Genomic DNA, 16,584 nt, shown 5'->3' with positions numbered 1-16,584 from the left:
TTTTTAGGAGAATGTAGATGGCACGTGGAATAAATAAAGTTATTTTAATTGGTAACTTAGGCCAAGATCCCGAAGTGCGATATATGCCGCAAGGTGGTGCTGTAGCAAATTTAACGGTTGCCACATCAGAAAGCTGGACAGACAAAGCGACTAATGAGAAAAAAGAGCAAACAGAATGGCATCGTATTGTTATCTACAATCGTTTAGCTGAAATTGCTGGTGAATACTTACGCAAAGGTAGCAAGATTTATATTGAGGGCAAATTAAAAACCCGCAAATGGCAAGATAAAGACGGCATTGAGCGTTACACCACAGAAGTTATTGCTAACGAACTGCAAATGTTAGACGGCCGTGGTGATAACCAGCAGCAAGGCGGTATGGGCGGACAACAAGGTGGCTACCAAAGGCCACAACAAGCCCCTCAGCAGCAACAAAGCAGCTACCAAAAGCCAAGCCAACCACAGCAGCAACAAGGTGGTTATCAGCAACAGCAAGGCGGTTACCAGCAGCCAGCGCAACAAGTTGCACCACAGCAAAGTTATCAAAAACCAGCACAGCAACAGGGTGGCTATCAGCAACCTGCGCAACAACCAAGCCAACAGCCAGTAGAGCCAAATATCGACTTTGATGATGATATTCCGTTTTGAGGAATAGTTGCGAATCCGTAGAATATAAAACTTTAAAACCCTGCTTTGCAGGGTTTTGTTTTTTTAGCTAGTTTACCGGTGTTAGCTGTGTCAGTAATGCTGGCTTAAAACTTATTGTAAATTTACGCGGTTACCTAGGGCCTGTTGATCTTTGCTGTTTATAATTCAGCCAACCCACATTGGCAGTCATATAAGGCAGCAAGCCAAGGCCAGTGTACTTGCATAATTCCGGGCTAATTTATCATACCTTGTTGCTACTGAGCGGTAATGTTTTAGCCTGGCAAACACGTTCTCAACCAGATGGCGATATTTGTACAGACACCAGTCAATATCGCCATTACCAATCTTCGAATTACGCTTTCGCGGTATGTTAGGGACGCCCTTTTTTTCTCGGATCTGCTCTCGTATCTTCTCGCTATCATAGCCCCGGTCAGCGATAACGTGTTCGGCATCAGGCAGTTGTTTTAGTAATTTTATGGCTGCTTTACTGTCATGAACCTCACCGCCTGTCACAATAAAATCTATTGGCAAGCCGCAACTATCCACTGCCATATGGATTTTCGTCGTGTTACCACCACGACTTTTCCCAATCGCTTCTTTATCTTCTGAGCGAGCACCTGTCGCATGCTGATGCGCTTTGACGATGCTGCCGTCTATAAATTCCCACTCTAAATCAGCCAATTGCCTTAACTCTGCGAATAGCTGCATTAGAATGCCTTTTTTAGACCACAGGTTAAAACGCCGGTAGATGGCGCTCCAATCTCCAAAAGCTTCTGGCACATCGTGCCAAGGGCAACCGACCCGCATCCGATACAAAATGCCTTCGAAAGTATTTCTGTGTTCGGGCTTGTCATATACGCGGCCCGTTTTAAGCATCAATCTGATTAGCTTTGACCAGTACTCGTCTGTTAACATTGTTCTTGGCATGATGGGTTGTCATGGTTAGTTTTTGGCGAAAGTAATTATACCAGCCCATCATGCTGTCTAATAATCCATCACGAAAGATCAACAAGCCCTAGTAAAATCCTTTTAAGCATAAAACATGTTTATACCTGATTATTAAGGAAAATACGCTTAAAGCCTACGACTATTTAAACCACCAACTGCTTAGTTGCCACCAGCACACCGTTGTTATCCGCATAGACAAACTGGCCGGGGATAAAATCTACCCCGGCAAAAGTCACCGTGACATTGATATCACTCAAATCGTGTTAGTCGGTTTTCACTGGCTGAATACTCAACCTGGAAAATTCGATAGTCGTTGCTTTGTTTTCCACGTTGGCAGGTTTTTGGCTGTTCGTTGCTTGCTGGCAGTTTTACAGTCTGGTTATCCAATACCGGAATAACACTGTAAGGAACTTAGCATGACCATCTTAAAAACTCCCCGTTCTATTATCTGGCTTAGCCTGAGCAACGGTTTACAGGCGCTGGCGCTGATTGGTTTGATTAGCTATCAATTCAACGCACCTGCCCGGCAGCAATTTCAACAGATTGACGTGAAAAGAATTAACCTGCTGGACGAAGCGGGGCAACAAGCTATGGTTATTGCCAGCCGCGATCATTTCCCGGCGCCAATAGTCAATGGCCAGCCGTTAGAGGTGCCACGCTCTGTTATGCCATCGGGTGTAGTGTTTTACGACAGCACCGGAAGTGAAGCCGGCGGTATAGCTACTGCAACCCAGGGCGATGTGAAAGCCAATATGATGATTTTTGATTATCAGAATTCAGAAGCGATAGGCTTTAATAAATTTGAAACTGATGATGCTTTTTCTGCGCATTTTGTGGTGATGGATCGGCTGGATGCCGATAAAGATATGCTACAGCATGGTTCTGCCGGTAGCACCAGAGTAAGGCTGGGTACGGCCAACAAACATGCAGAGCTGTCACTGCATGATACCCAGGGCAAACCAAGGATCCGTTTGGTGGTTGACCCTGATGATAATGCGCGTATTCAACTGCTCAATGCACAGGGTGATGTTGTGCTGCAGTTGCCTGAAGAGAGTGCCACACCTTAAGCTAGCCTTCCAGCCAACGACGAAACAAAGGGGTTCTTTGCGCACTGCATACCAGTGGCTCTGCGCACCCCTTAAGCCGCACTTCCAGCCGGTCTTTACCGGATGGAATAATTTTTGTGATAGCAGCTAATGCCACCATTTCAGTGCGGTTTAAGCGGAAGAAGTGCTGCGGATCCAGTTGCTGCTCCAGCGCCGATAACGAACTTTCCGATAGCGGGTAGCTGTGTCCGTCACGATCGTACGCCACCAGGCCGCTTAGCTGCAGGCAAATGCAGCTTAATTGCTCTACCCAGCACAGTTCCATGCCCTGAACGCGTTTTACCAATAAGCGCGTTTTATAGGCCGTGGTGGCAGGGGCTAATTGTTGCAACGCCTGCTGCAAAGCTCCGGTTTGCTCTGCCGGCTGACACAATTGCCGGAATTTATTCAGCGCAGCGGCCAGCTGTGTGTCGTCAAACGGTTTGAGTAAATAACCAATACCAAAGCTGTCAAAGGCTTGCAGAAGATACTCCTGATAAGCGGTAGTAAAAATCAGCGCACAGCTGGGCGGATGCTGCTGATAAGCTTGGAACACCTGGCCGTCTAACAGCTCAATATCAGATAAAATCAGCTGAGGATGTGCTTGTTCTGTCAGGGCATTACTAAGTGCCTGCACGCTATCAAAGCAGTGTTCAACGACTATGCCGGCATCATACCGCAGCAACATGGACTGCAAGCGTTCTTTTGCCCAGGGTTCATCCTCAACGATCCAGATGCGCATCATCGCCTCCATCGGCTTGCCTGAGCAACGGTATTATTACCTTAAATTCGTCTGCTGTTTTTTCAACCTGCACGGGCTGGCTTGTCAGTAACTGATAGCGTTCCACCAGATTGCACAGCCCGGTGCCACTTGGCACAGATACCACTTTGGGGCGTAATGGGTTTTTTACCTGTAGCATACCCTGCTGTAGCGAAATGGCGATCTCTAGTGGTGCCTGTGGGCTGGCGATATTATGTTTAACTGCATTTTCAACACAGGTTTGTAATGCCCCTGGCGCTATCTGGGCGTTAGATGCCTCAAGCTCAGGAACAATTACAAGCTGGTAGGCTCCGGCAAAACGGATATTCATTAACTCCAGATACTGATTAATGAAGCTAAGCTCTTGCTGTAGCGGTATTAAAATGCTGTCTTTGTGTTGCAGCACAAAGCGATACAAGCTGGAAAATAATGTGACGTAGCGCTCGGCCAGGGCTGGGGCTGCGCTGATTAATGACGTTAACACGTTCAGACTGTTAAACAGGAAGTGCGGTGTGATCTGTTGCTGTAGCAATTTAAACTGAGCTTGTGCAGCCTGGCGTTCGGCTTGTAATTGCTGCAGCTTGGCATTGTGCAATTGTTGCAGATAGCTGTAAGCAAGATAGAGCGCCAGTACCAGCAGATGGATCATCAGCAAAGCAAATAATGCATTTGCAGCCAGCGCCATCCACGACGGTAAAGCCAGGGAACGGCCATACCATAGATCAGAAAGTAGCCTGAGCAGTAAGAACAGCACTGAACAAATCAAGGTGTGCAGCACTGAGCTTAACAGAAAAAAGCGGCTGGCATTCAGCCAATCTAAAAGTGGCTGTGTAGATTTGAGTAACCGTTGGCTGAGCAAACAACAAACCAGACTGCTAAGCACATAGAGCACAAACATCAGATGCTCAAGAGGATTGTAGAATTGATTCTCGCCAAAATTCTGGCTAAAACTCATCACACCATAGAGTAAGGTCGCCAACACTAGCGCAGATAACAGCAGTGGTGTTTTTAAGCTGGTTTTTAACAACAAGGCCGGCAAGTTGTATTCCAATTAGGTAGTATGGTTTGATGGTAACCACTTTCAGTAGTTATGACAATAAGTTAGCATCAACAAACGTGCCATTAGTATCGGCAAAGCGGCTTTATCACCGTAGTTGTGAAACATAGGTTCGGCAACGCGAATGCAGTCGGCGTGGGCGTCGCAGAGATCGGGTAGGGTGAAGTGGGGCATGTTGTTCGTCCTTGTATTGAGGCTATGCAGGTTTGAATTAGGTGTTTAGCTCGAACCGGTTTGCCCACGCCAACACGCCGTGAACCCATCCCTGGGGGCTGTTTGTGAATGTCGTCCATGACATTCACCCTTACGGGCCAGCAGAGCTGTCCAAATTCGTTCCCGACGAATTTGTCAACGCCCGTCCAGGGCATAGACGGTTGGCTTAGGGCAAACCTAATCTCGCTTATCATGTCCGCTGCTATAGATGGCAGAAGAAGGTTCGAGCTTTCTCCTAATCTCGCTTATCTTGTTCGCTGCTGCGGTTTAATAAACGGGGTCAGATCAAAATTAAACTTTCGAAATTTCAGTTATTTAATTTTGATCTGACCCCAATTATTATTTGGCCAAACGGTATTTTTAATTGGCTTATTGCTGTTGATCAACCAACTGGTGTCTTACCTGTCGGTGGCGTTTTACGTTATTAAGCCCACTACTCAGCAAATTAACCACTTAATTGCCAAGCAAATACGGGTGGTATTTATTGATGTCGGCTACCCACAATCCGTGTTGTCGCGCGAACTTACTGCGCGCTTTCAACAAGCCACCGGTATAGAGGTGTATAGCGAGCAACAGGCGCGCCAGCACGGTTTAGATGAGGCCATTTATTACGCCTATTTTTCTGAGCTAATGTCAAAAGAGCTGGAGGGCGATGCTGAAGTGCGCGTAGCCCAGGGTGAGTCTTATGCCTTTTGGGTGCGACCGCCGCAGGCACCGCATTATTGGGTAAAGGTGCCGTTAAGCGGGCTGGACGAAACTGACTTTTCGCCACTGACGTTTTATTTGCTGATGATAGGCGTGCTAAGCGTAGGCGGTGGTTGGTTGTTTGCCCGCCAGTTAAACCGGCCACTAAAAAGCCTGCAGCAGGCTGCGTTGCAGGTTGGCCGTGGTGAGTTTCCACCGCCGTTACCTGAGCATAAAGGTTCTACCGAAATTATTGCCGTGACCAAGGCGTTTAACTATATGGCGCGCGGCATTCAACAGTTAATAAACGGGGTCAGATCAAAATTAAACTTTCGAAATTTCAGTTGTTTAATTTTGATCTGACCCCAATTATTTCGGGGTAATACCAAAAAACGCTCACGCCCGCTCTAAGCTAACATTACTTCTGCTAAGCGCCTGTTTTGCAGGCAGCGCACAGGCAAACGATAAAGACCAAATCCTGATAATCGCCTTATAGTACCCCACAAACAACGCCTCATTTTTTAATACAATAAATTAATAAATTGACAACAAAACCAAAGAAAAATATCATTCGCTAAATTTCACCTTACAAGGAATAGTAATGGCCTCGGTACTAGATTTAGCAAAATGCTGCAATGCTGTGTATGAAAACGTCCCTCAAGTAAATGGGTTTGACCTTATTGAACGGTTTCCAAGAGAAAAATCTGGTTTTTTTGCGGCTCTATTTAAAAAAGACAATACAGCTATATTTGCCGTACGTGGCACTGATGATCTACGCTACGATATTCCCAATGATCTGGGGATTTTTGCCGGAGTGAAGCCCGCCCAGTTCCGGCCAGCCCGTGATGCACTTAGTCTTGCCGTTAGAGAGGCAGAGGTAAAGTCAGAGAACTTTTATGTTACTGGTCATTCACTCGGTGGCGGTTTAGCCGCATTATTATCAGCTAAACATAGTTCACCTTTGCCTTTAGTCACCTTTAATGCACCAGGTATGTTAAGGGCCGCTACCGCTTCTAACTTTGGCTTAATAGGTAATTTAATTAACCGGGCCCGTTTAAGTGGTTACCGCAATGATTTTAAAAAAGTGCTGCATATCCGTAGTGAGCACGATGCCGTATCAGTGGGAACTGGTGCACGCATTGCCGGCAGCACCCGCACACTTGCTAATAACCAATGCGGCAATATCAGCCTGGCAGGCCGGGTATCGCCGGCATTAGGTGTTACTCAAGCAGGGCAACGCGCTTTGTGCGCCCATAGCATGGAAGGTTTAGTTAAGTTAATAGCAGCAGAGCCCGAATTTACCCAACCGATTAGCTGGGGTTAACGTATGCGTATTGTGTTGTTACTGCTGGTTGCATTAGCCGGTATAAGTTGCTCTAAGCCCGAACCCGCTAACCTTGATGTAGCTAAGCAGCAGGTTAAACTTGGCCAACACGACCCTAAGCAGTACTCGCTGCTAAACGACCAAATGGTTTATAACCACCGCTTTGCGGAGATTTTCGGCCTGGATCCTGCTCAAGCCATCGAGCTTGACCCCGGTGTGCTGGCCATTCGTATCTACTGGACCGTGTTTGTTAATCAAGAATGGTTATTTACCTTATATGAACCGCATGAACGCTGGGAACATGTGCCAAGCATGCGTATTCAGTTGTTTCTGGAGGACAGTGTACCGGTGCAGCTACTACGTGACGAAGGTACTTTATATAACTATGAATCTTTTGTCCGCTCTGGTTTCCGCTATTTTCCTCATACTGCGCCTTCACAGACTGAGAGTATGTGGCAGCAAACCTATTCTGAGTTTTATAACCGGATCTTTTTAAGCAGTGATATTGAAGATAAGGCGACAACAAGTACCCTCAACCGTTACAAACGAAACATGGTTTCAGGCGTTACCGCTCTAGAACTTGCTGGTGGTTTGTTTAACGCCCCTTTTGCCATCTTCCTGTATATTGGAGATAAACCAGCCAGCGCAGAGATCATGGTTCCACAACAGGATCTGGCAGCACGTTCAACAGAAAACTACGACCCAACACTGTTTTTCCGAGTTCGTGTACCGAACGAGCTGACGCCCGTACTAAACCAACCGTATCGGCAAGAATAGACCATCAGTTTGGAACCCCAACCAATACTAACAGCACGCATAACACTGCCAATAGCAGCAGAGCCCGAATTTACCCAACCGATTAGCTGGGGTTAACGTATGCGTATTGTGTTGTTACTGCTGGTTACGTTAGCCGGTATAAGTTGCTCTAAGCCCGAACCCGCTAACCTTGATGTAGCTAAGCAGCAGGTTAAACTTGGCGAACACGACCCTAAGCAGTACTCGCTGCTAAACGACCAAATGGTTTATAACCACCGCTTTGCGGAGATTTTCGGCATGGACCCGGCAAATGCAATTGAACTTGACCCCGGTGTGCTGGCCATTCGTATTTACTGGACTGTATTTGCCAATAGACAAGCTGTTTATGAAATGTATGAGCCGCATGAATATAAAGATAAACTACCTGCACAACAAATTCAGTTATTTTTGGATGACAATATACCAGTGCAGTTGCTGCGGAATGAGGGCACTTTATATAATTATGAATCTTTTGTCCGCTCCGGTTTCCGCTATTTCCCTCATACTGCGCCTTCACAGACTGAGAACATGTGGCAGCAAACCTATTCTGAGTTTTATAACCGGATCTTCTTAAGCAGTGATATTGAAGATAAGGCGACAACAAGTACCCTCAACCGTTACAAACGAAACATGGTTTCAGGCGTTACCGCTCTAGAACTTGCTGGTGGTTTGTTTAACGCGCCTTTTGCCATCTTCCTGTATATTGGAGATAAACCAGCCAGCGCAGAGATCATGGTTCCACAACAGGATCTGGCAGCACGTTCAACAGAAAACTACGACCCAACACTGTTTTTCCGAGTTCGTGTACCGGACGAGCTGACGCCCGTACTAAACCAACCGTATCGGCAAGAATAGACCATCAGTATGGACCCCCAACCAATACTAACAGCACGCATAACACTGCCATTAGCAGCAGAGCCCGAATTTACCCAACCGATTAGCTGGGGTTAACGTATGCGTATTGTGTTGTTACTGCTGGTTGCATTAGCCGGTATAAGTTGCTCTAAGCCCGAACCCGCTAACCTTGATGTAGCTAAGCAGCAGGTTAAACTTGGCCAACACGACCCTAAGCAGTACTCGCTGCTAAACGACCAAATGGTTTATAACCACCGCTTTGCGGAGATTTTCGGCCTGGATCCTGCTCAAGCCATAGAGCTTGACCCCGGTGTGCTGGCCATTCGTATTTACTGGACTGTATTTGCCAATAGACAAGCTGTTTATGAAATGTATGAGCCGCATGAATATAAAGATAAACTACCTGCACAACAAATTCAGTTATTTTTGGATGACAATATACCAGTGCAGTTGCTGCGGAATGAGGGCACTTTATATAATTATGAATCTTTTGTCCGCTCCGGTTTCCGCTATTTTCCTCATACTGCGCCTTTACAGACTGAGAGTATGTGGCAGCAAACCTATTCTGAGTTTTATAACCGGATCTTCTTAAGCAGTGATATTGAAGATAAGGCGACAACAAGTACCCTCAACCGTTACAAACGAAACATGGTTTCAGGCGTTACCGCTCTAGAACTTGCTGGTGGTTTGTTTAACGCGCCTTTTGCCATCTTCCTGTATATTGGAGATAAACCAGCCAGCGCAGAGATCATGGTTCCACAACAGGATCTGGCAGCACGTTCAACAGAAAACTACGACCCAACACTGTTTTTCCGAGTTCGTGTACCGGACGAGCTGACGCCCGTACTAAACCAACCGTATCGGCAAGAATAGACCATCAGTATGGACCCCCAACCAATACTAACAGCACGCATAACACTGCCAATAGCAGCAGAGCCCGAATTTACCCAACCGATTAACTGGGGTTAACGTATGCGTTTTGTCTTGCTACTGCTGGTTGCATTAGCCGGTATAAGTTGCTCTAAGCCCGAACCCGCTAACCTTTCCTCCGCTAAACAGCAGGTTAAGCAAGGCCAGCACGACCCTAAGCAGTACTCGCTGCTAAACGACCAAATGTTTTATAACCACCGTTTTGCGGAGATTTTCGGCCTGGATCCTGCTCAAGAATAAACGGGGTCAGATCAAAATTAAATAGACTAAGCTTAAGCCATCGATCAGTAACCTGAGACTCAGCTATGGCAAGATTGCCCCGAGTTCATTTAGCCGGAGTGCCAGAGCACATTATTCAGCGCGGTAATAACCGACAGGTGTGTTTTGCGGATGACGAAGATTTTGCAGCTTATGCGCATTGGTTAAAAGCGTATTCGGATGCCTTTGGTGTACACATTCATGCCTGGGTATTTATGACCAACCATGTACATATGTTATGTACGGCGTCAGACAACTGCGGTATTAGCCAGATGATGCAAAGCCTGGGCAGGCAATACGTCCAGTATTTCAACCGGCGCTACCAGCGCAGTGGTACGTTATGGGAAGGGCGATTTAAATCCTGTCTGGTGCAGGAAGAGCACTATGTTTTAGCGGTTTACCGCTATATAGAAATGAACCCGGTACGGGCAGGAATGGTGAGTTCGCCTGCGGAATATGCTTGGTCCAGCTACGCTATTAATGCACTGGGTAAGCAATCTGCGTTGTGCCAGCCACATGCGTGTTATCTGGCTTTGGCAGAGTCTGAGGTTGAGCGGCAGCAAGCCTATCGTGATATGTTCCAAGGCGAAGTCAATGAAGCCTTGTTAAGTGACATTCGCAGTGCGGCGAAAAGTGGTATGGCGCTGGGTAATGACAGGTTTAAGCAGGAAGTTGCCGATTTAACAGGACGGCGGCAGCAAATGGGGCAGAGGGGACGGCCGGTAGGGTGGCGAAAGCAGATTTAAATTAGATCTGACCCTAATTATCGGGGCATACTGCCCCTATTATTATGTAAGCGTCTAGCAAAGTGCACCTGCCAGTAACTCAACAAATCTCTTAGGCTATTTCCTCGTTTCAATGAGGAGATAACCATGAAAAAATCACGTAGCCTTGCGCAGTGGTAACAACTGGATCTGACCCCCAAGGTTAAATCTACCGCAGCTAATGTTGGTCGCGCTTGGGCAATGGCACAAAGCGGCCAAAATGAAGCCGCTGAAAAGCTGCTGGTTAGTCAGCTACAGTTAGACGAGTTGCCACTAGTATTGCCTTACCTTCGTAAAATTCCATTAGGGAAATCAGTACTTAAGTTGCGCAAACAAGCACAACATTGGTTACGAGATCACGCCAGCAATGGTTATGTTTATGCCTTATTAGCTTATTTAGCCGAGCAAGAGGGCGAACCGCAACAAGCCGAAATAGCGTGGCATAAAGCCCGCCAATACGAGCCTCGGCTTGGCTAATACCGTATTAACTGGCTTAGCAGCAAGCAGTTTATCAACAGCTAAGGTGTTGGTGCTGGGCAGTATGCCTGGCACTGTGTCGCTTAAGCAGCAACAATACTATGCCCACCCTCGTAATCTGTTTTGGCCAATAATGGCTAATCTTGTCGGCTTTTCTGCTGAGGCTAGTTACTCTGCTAAGTTACAGGCCTTAAATGCCGCAGGCGTTGCGTTGTGGGACGTAATAGGCCATTGCCAGCGTAGTGGTAGTTTAGACAGCGCGATTCGTAATGAACAAGTTAATGACTTCGCCAGTTTCTTTACCGTTCAGCCTAATTTGCAGGTTATAGCGTTTAATGGTGCTAAAGCGTGGCAAAGTTTTAACCGGCACGTGCTTTCAAAGCAGCCGCTGCCAGCAAAACTGATATTGTTTCAATTACCGTCTACCAGCCCAGCACATGCGGCTATGGGTTTTCCAGAAAAATTAGCGCAGTGGCAGCAGCTTAAGTCATTTATCGTTAAAAATTAATTAATGCACACATGCGGAATTAACCTCAGCTAAGTAGCTCAGAGAGTACTGATATTGATTTAGCTAGCCAGCAGCTATCAGCAATTTAAACACTTAGGTTGATATATACTGTTCAAGTCGCTGTTTTAACATGCCTTCAATCACTGCGGCTTTACCGGTTTTTTGGTCTAAGCAAACAAAGGTAATATCCGCGTCGGCAACCAATTTATTAGTGCCGGCAATATAAATAGCTTGATGAATTACTGCACTTTTACTACCAACTTTACTAAAGTGGGTTTGAATTTCTAAACTATGGCCTACTATTGCCGCTTCTCGATAATTAATATTAATGTTTACAATTACCCAAGCCAATTTTTGCTCAGCAAACCACACGATATCGCCGTGGTCTTCTAAATAACTCCAACGTGCTTCTTCTAAAAACTCTAAATAACGAGCATTGTTAACATGTTGATAGATATCTAAATGATAACCACGAACTTTAATAAGGGTTTTATGCGGCATGACTATACTCAGTTAATTTTCAAAGCCTGATTTTCGCACAAACAAACAGGCCATACCAGATGGTATTTATTGCTTATACGTTGTTAATTTGTTAATAAGGCACTGATGTTTTATTTGGCGTTATAACTGATAACTAAAAATAGAGAATATATGATGAAAAAATGGATTTTTATGCTCGCTTTTGGCAGCAGTGTTGCCCAAGCTGATATGCTAGATGCGTTAAATGCTTATGAACAAAAAGACTTTGCTGAGGCTCAACAGCAGTTTCAACAGTTAATACCCTTAGGTAATGAATTAGCAGCATTTAACCTCGGTGCTATGGCTTATCAAGGCGATGGCCAAGAGCAAAATATCGTGCAAGCTTTAGGCTACTTTATGTTAGCTGCGGAATTAAAGCATGAACAAGCAAAATCATTGTTGCTCAGCGTATCAAAAGCAGCAAGCGAGCAACAGCTAGAGCAGGCAAACGACTTTTTTATTGAGCTAAAGCAGAGTGTTAAAATATTAGATACCAATTTACATAATACTCGCGCCGACAGCACGCCACAGCCAATTAAACGAGTACCGCCAGATTATCCTAAAACCGCCGCTATGGCTGGCCAGTTTGGTTATGTTAAAGCCCGCTTTTTAGTGGATGAGCAGGGTAAGGTTACCGCTGTAGATACAGTAGATGCTTATCCGAAGAGTGTATTTGAAAGAGCATCAATAAAGGCTATTAAACGCTGGCGCTATGAACCTAGCAATCAAAAACAGTTGTTAAATGTTAGGCTAGACTTTTCGTTATCTGGTGGGGTTGACGTATCAGCAGTAGAGGCAGTAGTTAATAAACATAACTTATGGAATTATGCCGTTAGCGGTTCACCTAACCATCAATTTGCCTTAGGTACTTTATTATCTTTGGTCGATATCCAAAGTGGTAATCTTTATAGATATGACTCCGAACTACCAATGACAGCAACAACTGATTTTTCGGTGTTTAAAAACCAAGCAGAGGTTAAAGCCGATTTTAGCGGGTTTTTAGGTAGAGCCTTAGTGCGTGTTGCTGCAGACGGCACTATTACCGAGCAAATATCAGCTGATGTTGAACCTAAAAGTAAAGTTGAAAGCCTAGTTGGTTTAAAGTTAAAAGGTAAAATTACAACAGACGTTTATAATGTGTCTACTTACACCTTATTTGACGGACATCGAAAAGTTAGGGTAATGCCATCTTTACAAGTGTCACCAGCAATGTCGGGTATGTTTTGGTGGGAGCAAGCGGCAAAGAATGGCAGCCTTGAAGCACAGCGAGTTATGGCCGCATACGATAAGCAATGGGAAGCTTATTTACTGAACGAACAAGATGCTGAGGTAATGGCGTGGGCCGGCAGTAAGCTGCTTATCGATGGCCAGCGTGAGCAGGGCATGCAACTGTTAGAGCAAGCATTAGCAAAAAATTATAAGCTAGCAGCTGAGATGAAAAAACAATTTATGTAGCCCTGCAGCGGTTAACCTCTATTTTATTAAAAGTGCCCGTTATGGGCATTTTTCAGATCAGATATAAGCAAAGGCATCACAAAACACTGATTGTTGATAGATATCTAAATGATAACCACGAACTTTAATTAGGGTTTTATGCTGCATGATAAACGTGACCCATTCTGTAAATTTAATAAAGCGTAATAAGTGTAAATTGTACGTATTAATTTCTATTCTTATGAAGAGGGGGAATGATACATCTATTATCCTAGCGTGTAATAATAATTAGATTTGAACCTGAATCTGAACAGCTCCTAAGCTAAAGTCGGTAGAAAGTTGCTGAGCTGATTGCTTAGTATCCTCAATCAGCGAGCTGATCTCGGCCAGTTGTTTTTCGGTATCTTTATCGCCTTTAGGCAGCATGGCTTTTAGCATATTAAACAGTGACTGTAATTCTCTGACGGCATCTTGCAGCAGCCGTTGATCAGCTTGGCGTTGCTGTTGTTCTATTTTACTATCTGCCTCCGGTGTTGGTTGCTGTAAATTTGCGGCTTTGTCTGCGGTTTCTGTTTCTGCGTTGCTATCTTCAACGGCTTCAGCTTCATCAGATAAAGCTGACTCTACTTTGGGTTCGGTTGGTACATCAACTACGGGAACGCTTGCATCTGCTGTTGCTGTATTTTCCATATTATCAGGGTGCGCTGTAAATGACATATCGGATGCTGAGCTACTGGCTGTCCCTCCTTCTTGCAAATCTTTAGCTGCCCCTTTTAATTCACCAGCCAGCTGTTTTAACTCTCGTATAAGGGCTTTAGATGCCATACTACCAAACATCATCAGCATTTTTTTTAGCTGATCAATGCGCATTTTAACCTCAGCAACGCGTTCGCGAGCTCTAGCTTTTTTAGCTTGCTGTTGCTGATCCATACTGGATCTTACCGCCTTAGATAAAGCCAACTTTGAACAAGCAACTTCGCTCAGACTTACCTGGACAGATTCATTGTTTTTTGGCATGGCTTCCGCATGGCCGCGCTGCTCAGGCTGTTGCGAAGTGCTATTAGCAGCTTTATTGCCTGCCTTATAAGCCTGCAATATGCGATTAGTTGGAATAGATGAAACCATAACTGATAGCCAGATAAATGTTTTCACTGTTATCGGCAAGAATGGATAAAACTTAAGCATTGGTAGGAAAACACTGAATAAGCGTTAAATGTTCAGAGCCAGTGTTAAAAAATGCTGCAAATAACAAAGGCCACTTTCGCAGCCTTTGGATAATAAAAATGTTATTAATTAGCGCGGCTTATAACTTCTTCAGCTCTATATCACCGCTTACTGTGCTTAGTTCCACGCTGCCATCACCATTGCCTAATGTGAATTGCAGGCTACGCGCTGGGCCGTATTTTGCTTTACTGGCTTTGTCGCTGCTTAGTTTGTTGTCTATACTGCCACCAGCAGAGGCTTTAATATTGATGCGGGCGCTGGCATTGTTATCCAGTTCTAATTTAATATCACCACTTACGCTGCTGCCACTGACATGTGGATTGGCTGAGCCTGTTAATTTGGCGCCAACTTCACCGTTTACGGTGTTTAACTTTAGGTGTTTAGTGCCATTTAACTCTAATTCGGCATCGCCGTTTACGGTGCTGACACTTACTTCTTCAGCGCGGCTTTTAACCTTAATTTTGCCGTTAACTACGTCATAGCTCAGACGCCCGCTGGAGCCTTCGTCGTTAATTGTGCCGTTAATTGAGCTTAGCTCTACCGTGCCGCTGGCATTTTTGATTTTAATTTCGCCATTTACTGTGCTTAGTTTTACACTATTGCGTAAGTCAAAAGCTGTAATATCACCGTTTACCATACTAATTTGGCTGCTGCCGTGAATATTATTTACGGTAACATCGCCGTTTACGCTTTTAAATTCAATGCTGCTGCCTGTTGGCACAGCAAAGTCTAGTTTTGCGCTGTTGGCGTGGTCTTGCCCGTTGTAATTAACCTGGCGTGGCATAGTCATTTCAAAGCGGGTAAAGCCTCCTTTGCTATCCAGAGTGTAGCCAGTGGCATTTTCATCTAGTTTACCGCTGGCTTTAAACTGGCTATTACTTACGGCATTAATCGTTATTTCACCGCTCATCACTTCTATATAAATTTTTTCGTTAGCACTTACCGCTCGGCTTTCATTTACAGCTATACGGGTATCAGCTAAGGCCAGTTGACTAAACCCTAACAACATTAAACTGACAAGGTTAAAGGCCCAAATTTTTTTAATTGTATTCATGTATTATCTCCTAACTTATTATTAAAGGCTGTTGTACTGTCGCCTGTTGCAGGTAAGACAGCTGTTGTTGATATAAACGTTGTAACTGTGCTAACAGCAGCGGTTCATCTGGATAAAATGTTAACGCTTGGCGTACTTGGGTTATTGCTTGATCCCATACCCGTATTTGTTGTTGCCAGTTATCAAAGCCTTCAGCTACGGCCACTATCTGACTTAGCTGGGTAGCTTTTTGTTGTTCATATTGCTGCAGTAAAATTAGTTCTGCAGTAGGCATAGCCGCTGTAATGGTTGTATTGGGTGATAGGGCTTGCCAACCAAATACACTCAGTAGCCCCAGCATGGCGGCAATCCCCCAATATCCGCGTGTGGATTTAATGGTATTTGGCGGTTGCGCTATGGTTTGTGGGGGTTGTGCTATTTCAAGCTGAGCGGCGATATCTGGCCATAAATCACGTTGTACGGCTATGTGCGCTGCTAGCTTGCTAATGGCGTTATCAAGTTGTTGATCATTCATCTGCTAACCACTCCTGTAACAACTGTCTGGCTCTGAAATATTGTGCTTTAGACGTACCTTCGGCTATACCCAGCAAGGTGGCTATTTCTTGGTGCCGATAACCTTCCAAAGCAAACAAGACAAATACGGCTCGGGCCTGTGTGGGCAAGCGTTGTATGGCTTGTTCTAGCGGAGCCATTTCACTGCTGCACATTGTTGCTTGCTCAGCCAGCTCCGGTTGCTCGTCATTGCTGTCCGTTAAGCGCAGGTATTTTTCTTGGCGCCAGATATTAATAGCGGTGCGGGTGGCAATACTGTGTAGCCAAGTAGCGAAACTGCTATCACCACGGAATTCTGCTAGTTGCTGCCATGCCTTAATAAAAATATCCTGACAGGCATCTTCAGCTTTTTGCTTGTTGGCTAGTAAGCGCCAGCAAATAGCGTAAACCCGGCCGATATACTGCTGGTACAGGTAGTAAAAGGCTTGTTTGTCACCTTTTTGCGCAGCTGTAACTGCCTGCGCAATATCCATTGCCATAAACGCCCTTAATTACC

General features: G+C 45.2%; 22 protein-coding genes. 12 read left to right on the top strand and 10 right to left on the bottom strand.

Annotated features, from left to right (window positions below; all coding sequences use genetic code 11):
• Positions 1–17 precede the first annotated feature (17 nt).
• Positions 18–647, top strand: a complete 630-nt coding sequence (ssb, locus tag RDV63_RS01165; protein WP_313907710.1) for a single-stranded DNA-binding protein — start codon at positions 18–20, stop codon at positions 645–647.
• A 186-nt stretch (positions 648–833) separates the two neighbouring features.
• Here the strand turns inward: ssb and RDV63_RS01160 are convergent, their stop codons facing one another.
• The 3 genes from RDV63_RS01160 to RDV63_RS01150 form a co-directional block, all read right to left on the bottom strand.
• Complete coding sequence (locus RDV63_RS01160) at positions 834–1,574, bottom strand: IS5-like element ISSpu10 family transposase (RefSeq protein WP_313907709.1); 741 nt, start codon at positions 1,572–1,574, stop codon at positions 834–836.
• Complete coding sequence (locus RDV63_RS01155) at positions 1,516–1,659, bottom strand: hypothetical protein (RefSeq protein ID WP_163801597.1); 144 nt, start codon at positions 1,657–1,659, stop codon at positions 1,516–1,518. Before RDV63_RS01155 ends, RDV63_RS01160 begins: the two co-directional genes overlap by 59 nt.
• A 79-nt stretch (positions 1,660–1,738) precedes the next feature.
• A complete protein-coding gene (locus RDV63_RS01150; protein WP_313907708.1) occupies positions 1,739–1,852 on the bottom strand; it encodes a hypothetical protein in 114 nt (37 codons plus the stop codon).
• A gap of 159 nt (positions 1,853–2,011) precedes the next feature.
• Between RDV63_RS01150 and RDV63_RS01145 the strand changes: the two genes are divergently transcribed.
• Positions 2,012–2,662 carry a hypothetical protein gene (locus RDV63_RS01145; protein ID WP_313907707.1) on the top strand — a complete coding sequence of 217 codons (651 nt, stop codon included), beginning with the start codon at positions 2,012–2,014 and terminating at the stop codon, positions 2,660–2,662.
• A gap of 1 nt (position 2,663) precedes the next feature.
• Here the strand turns inward: RDV63_RS01145 and RDV63_RS01140 are convergent, their stop codons facing one another.
• Positions 2,664–3,422, bottom strand: a complete 759-nt coding sequence (locus RDV63_RS01140; RefSeq protein ID WP_313907706.1) for a LytTR family DNA-binding domain-containing protein — start codon at positions 3,420–3,422, stop codon at positions 2,664–2,666.
• Positions 3,403–4,479: a sensor histidine kinase gene (locus RDV63_RS01135; protein WP_313907705.1), complete on the bottom strand. Its 1,077-nt coding sequence runs from the start codon at positions 4,477–4,479 to the stop codon at positions 3,403–3,405. The genes RDV63_RS01140 and RDV63_RS01135 overlap by 20 nt, the downstream gene beginning before the upstream one ends.
• A gap of 639 nt (positions 4,480–5,118) precedes the next feature.
• Between RDV63_RS01135 and RDV63_RS01130 the strand changes: the two genes are divergently transcribed.
• The 9 genes from RDV63_RS01130 to RDV63_RS01090 all read left to right on the top strand — a co-directional run bounded on the left by RDV63_RS01130 (position 5,119) and on the right by RDV63_RS01090 (position 11,305).
• Entirely contained in the window at positions 5,119–5,757 is a 639-nt protein-coding gene (locus RDV63_RS01130; protein ID WP_313907704.1) for a HAMP domain-containing protein, read from the top strand.
• 238 nt (positions 5,758–5,995) lie between these two features.
• Positions 5,996–6,718, top strand: coding sequence for a lipase family protein (locus RDV63_RS01125; protein ID WP_313907703.1), 723 nt, complete (start codon positions 5,996–5,998; stop codon positions 6,716–6,718).
• A gap of 3 nt (positions 6,719–6,721) precedes the next feature.
• Positions 6,722–7,495, top strand: coding sequence for a hypothetical protein (locus tag RDV63_RS01120; protein ID WP_313907702.1), 774 nt, complete (start codon positions 6,722–6,724; stop codon positions 7,493–7,495).
• 99 nt (positions 7,496–7,594) lie between these two features.
• On the top strand, positions 7,595–8,368 hold the full coding sequence (locus RDV63_RS01115; RefSeq protein ID WP_313907701.1) for a hypothetical protein: 774 nt from the start codon (positions 7,595–7,597) through the stop codon (positions 8,366–8,368).
• A 99-nt stretch (positions 8,369–8,467) separates the two neighbouring features.
• Positions 8,468–9,241 carry a hypothetical protein gene (locus tag RDV63_RS01110; RefSeq protein ID WP_313907700.1) on the top strand — a complete coding sequence of 258 codons (774 nt, stop codon included), beginning with the start codon at positions 8,468–8,470 and terminating at the stop codon, positions 9,239–9,241.
• A 99-nt stretch (positions 9,242–9,340) separates the two neighbouring features.
• The gene (locus RDV63_RS01105; protein ID WP_313907699.1) at positions 9,341–9,538 is read left to right on the top strand and encodes a hypothetical protein; all 198 of its coding nucleotides are present in this window, start codon (positions 9,341–9,343) and stop codon (positions 9,536–9,538) included.
• Positions 9,539–9,603: 65 nt separating this feature from the next.
• The gene (locus RDV63_RS01100; RefSeq protein ID WP_313907698.1) at positions 9,604–10,302 is read left to right on the top strand and encodes a transposase; all 699 of its coding nucleotides are present in this window, start codon (positions 9,604–9,606) and stop codon (positions 10,300–10,302) included.
• 219 nt (positions 10,303–10,521) lie between these two features.
• Entirely contained in the window at positions 10,522–10,797 is a 276-nt protein-coding gene (locus tag RDV63_RS01095) for a hypothetical protein (protein ID WP_313907697.1), read from the top strand.
• Positions 10,790–11,305 carry a DNA-deoxyinosine glycosylase gene (locus tag RDV63_RS01090; protein WP_313907696.1) on the top strand — a complete coding sequence of 172 codons (516 nt, stop codon included), beginning with the start codon at positions 10,790–10,792 and terminating at the stop codon, positions 11,303–11,305. Before RDV63_RS01095 ends, RDV63_RS01090 begins: the two co-directional genes overlap by 8 nt.
• A 93-nt stretch (positions 11,306–11,398) precedes the next feature.
• On the opposite strand, the gene RDV63_RS01085 is transcribed toward RDV63_RS01090, so the two are convergent.
• Positions 11,399–11,806 carry a thioesterase family protein gene (locus tag RDV63_RS01085; protein ID WP_313907695.1) on the bottom strand — a complete coding sequence of 136 codons (408 nt, stop codon included), beginning with the start codon at positions 11,804–11,806 and terminating at the stop codon, positions 11,399–11,401.
• Between the two features lie 150 nt (positions 11,807–11,956).
• Between RDV63_RS01085 and RDV63_RS01080 the strand changes: the two genes are divergently transcribed.
• Entirely contained in the window at positions 11,957–13,279 is a 1,323-nt protein-coding gene (locus tag RDV63_RS01080) for a TonB family protein (protein ID WP_313907694.1), read from the top strand.
• A gap of 267 nt (positions 13,280–13,546) precedes the next feature.
• Here the strand turns inward: RDV63_RS01080 and RDV63_RS01075 are convergent, their stop codons facing one another.
• The 4 genes from RDV63_RS01075 to RDV63_RS01060 all read right to left on the bottom strand — a co-directional run bounded on the left by RDV63_RS01075 (position 13,547) and on the right by RDV63_RS01060 (position 16,567).
• On the bottom strand, positions 13,547–14,383 hold the full coding sequence (locus RDV63_RS01075; RefSeq protein WP_313907693.1) for a hypothetical protein: 837 nt from the start codon (positions 14,381–14,383) through the stop codon (positions 13,547–13,549).
• Positions 14,384–14,561: 178 nt separating this feature from the next.
• The gene (locus RDV63_RS01070) at positions 14,562–15,536 is read right to left on the bottom strand and encodes a DUF4097 family beta strand repeat-containing protein (protein WP_313907692.1); all 975 of its coding nucleotides are present in this window, start codon (positions 15,534–15,536) and stop codon (positions 14,562–14,564) included.
• Positions 15,537–15,546: 10 nt separating this feature from the next.
• Positions 15,547–16,050: a hypothetical protein gene (locus tag RDV63_RS01065; RefSeq protein WP_132580839.1), complete on the bottom strand. Its 504-nt coding sequence runs from the start codon at positions 16,048–16,050 to the stop codon at positions 15,547–15,549.
• Entirely contained in the window at positions 16,043–16,567 is a 525-nt protein-coding gene (locus tag RDV63_RS01060) for an RNA polymerase sigma factor (protein ID WP_132580841.1), read from the bottom strand. The genes RDV63_RS01065 and RDV63_RS01060 overlap by 8 nt, the downstream gene beginning before the upstream one ends.
• Positions 16,568–16,584: the final 17 nt, after the last annotated feature.

The sequence above is a fragment of the Rheinheimera sp. MMS21-TC3 genome, assembly GCF_032229285.1.
Taxonomy (GTDB): Bacteria; Pseudomonadota; Gammaproteobacteria; order Enterobacterales; family Alteromonadaceae; genus Alishewanella.
Note: the sequence above shows the minus strand (reverse complement) of the source record. Positions and strands in the feature narration are given on the sequence as shown.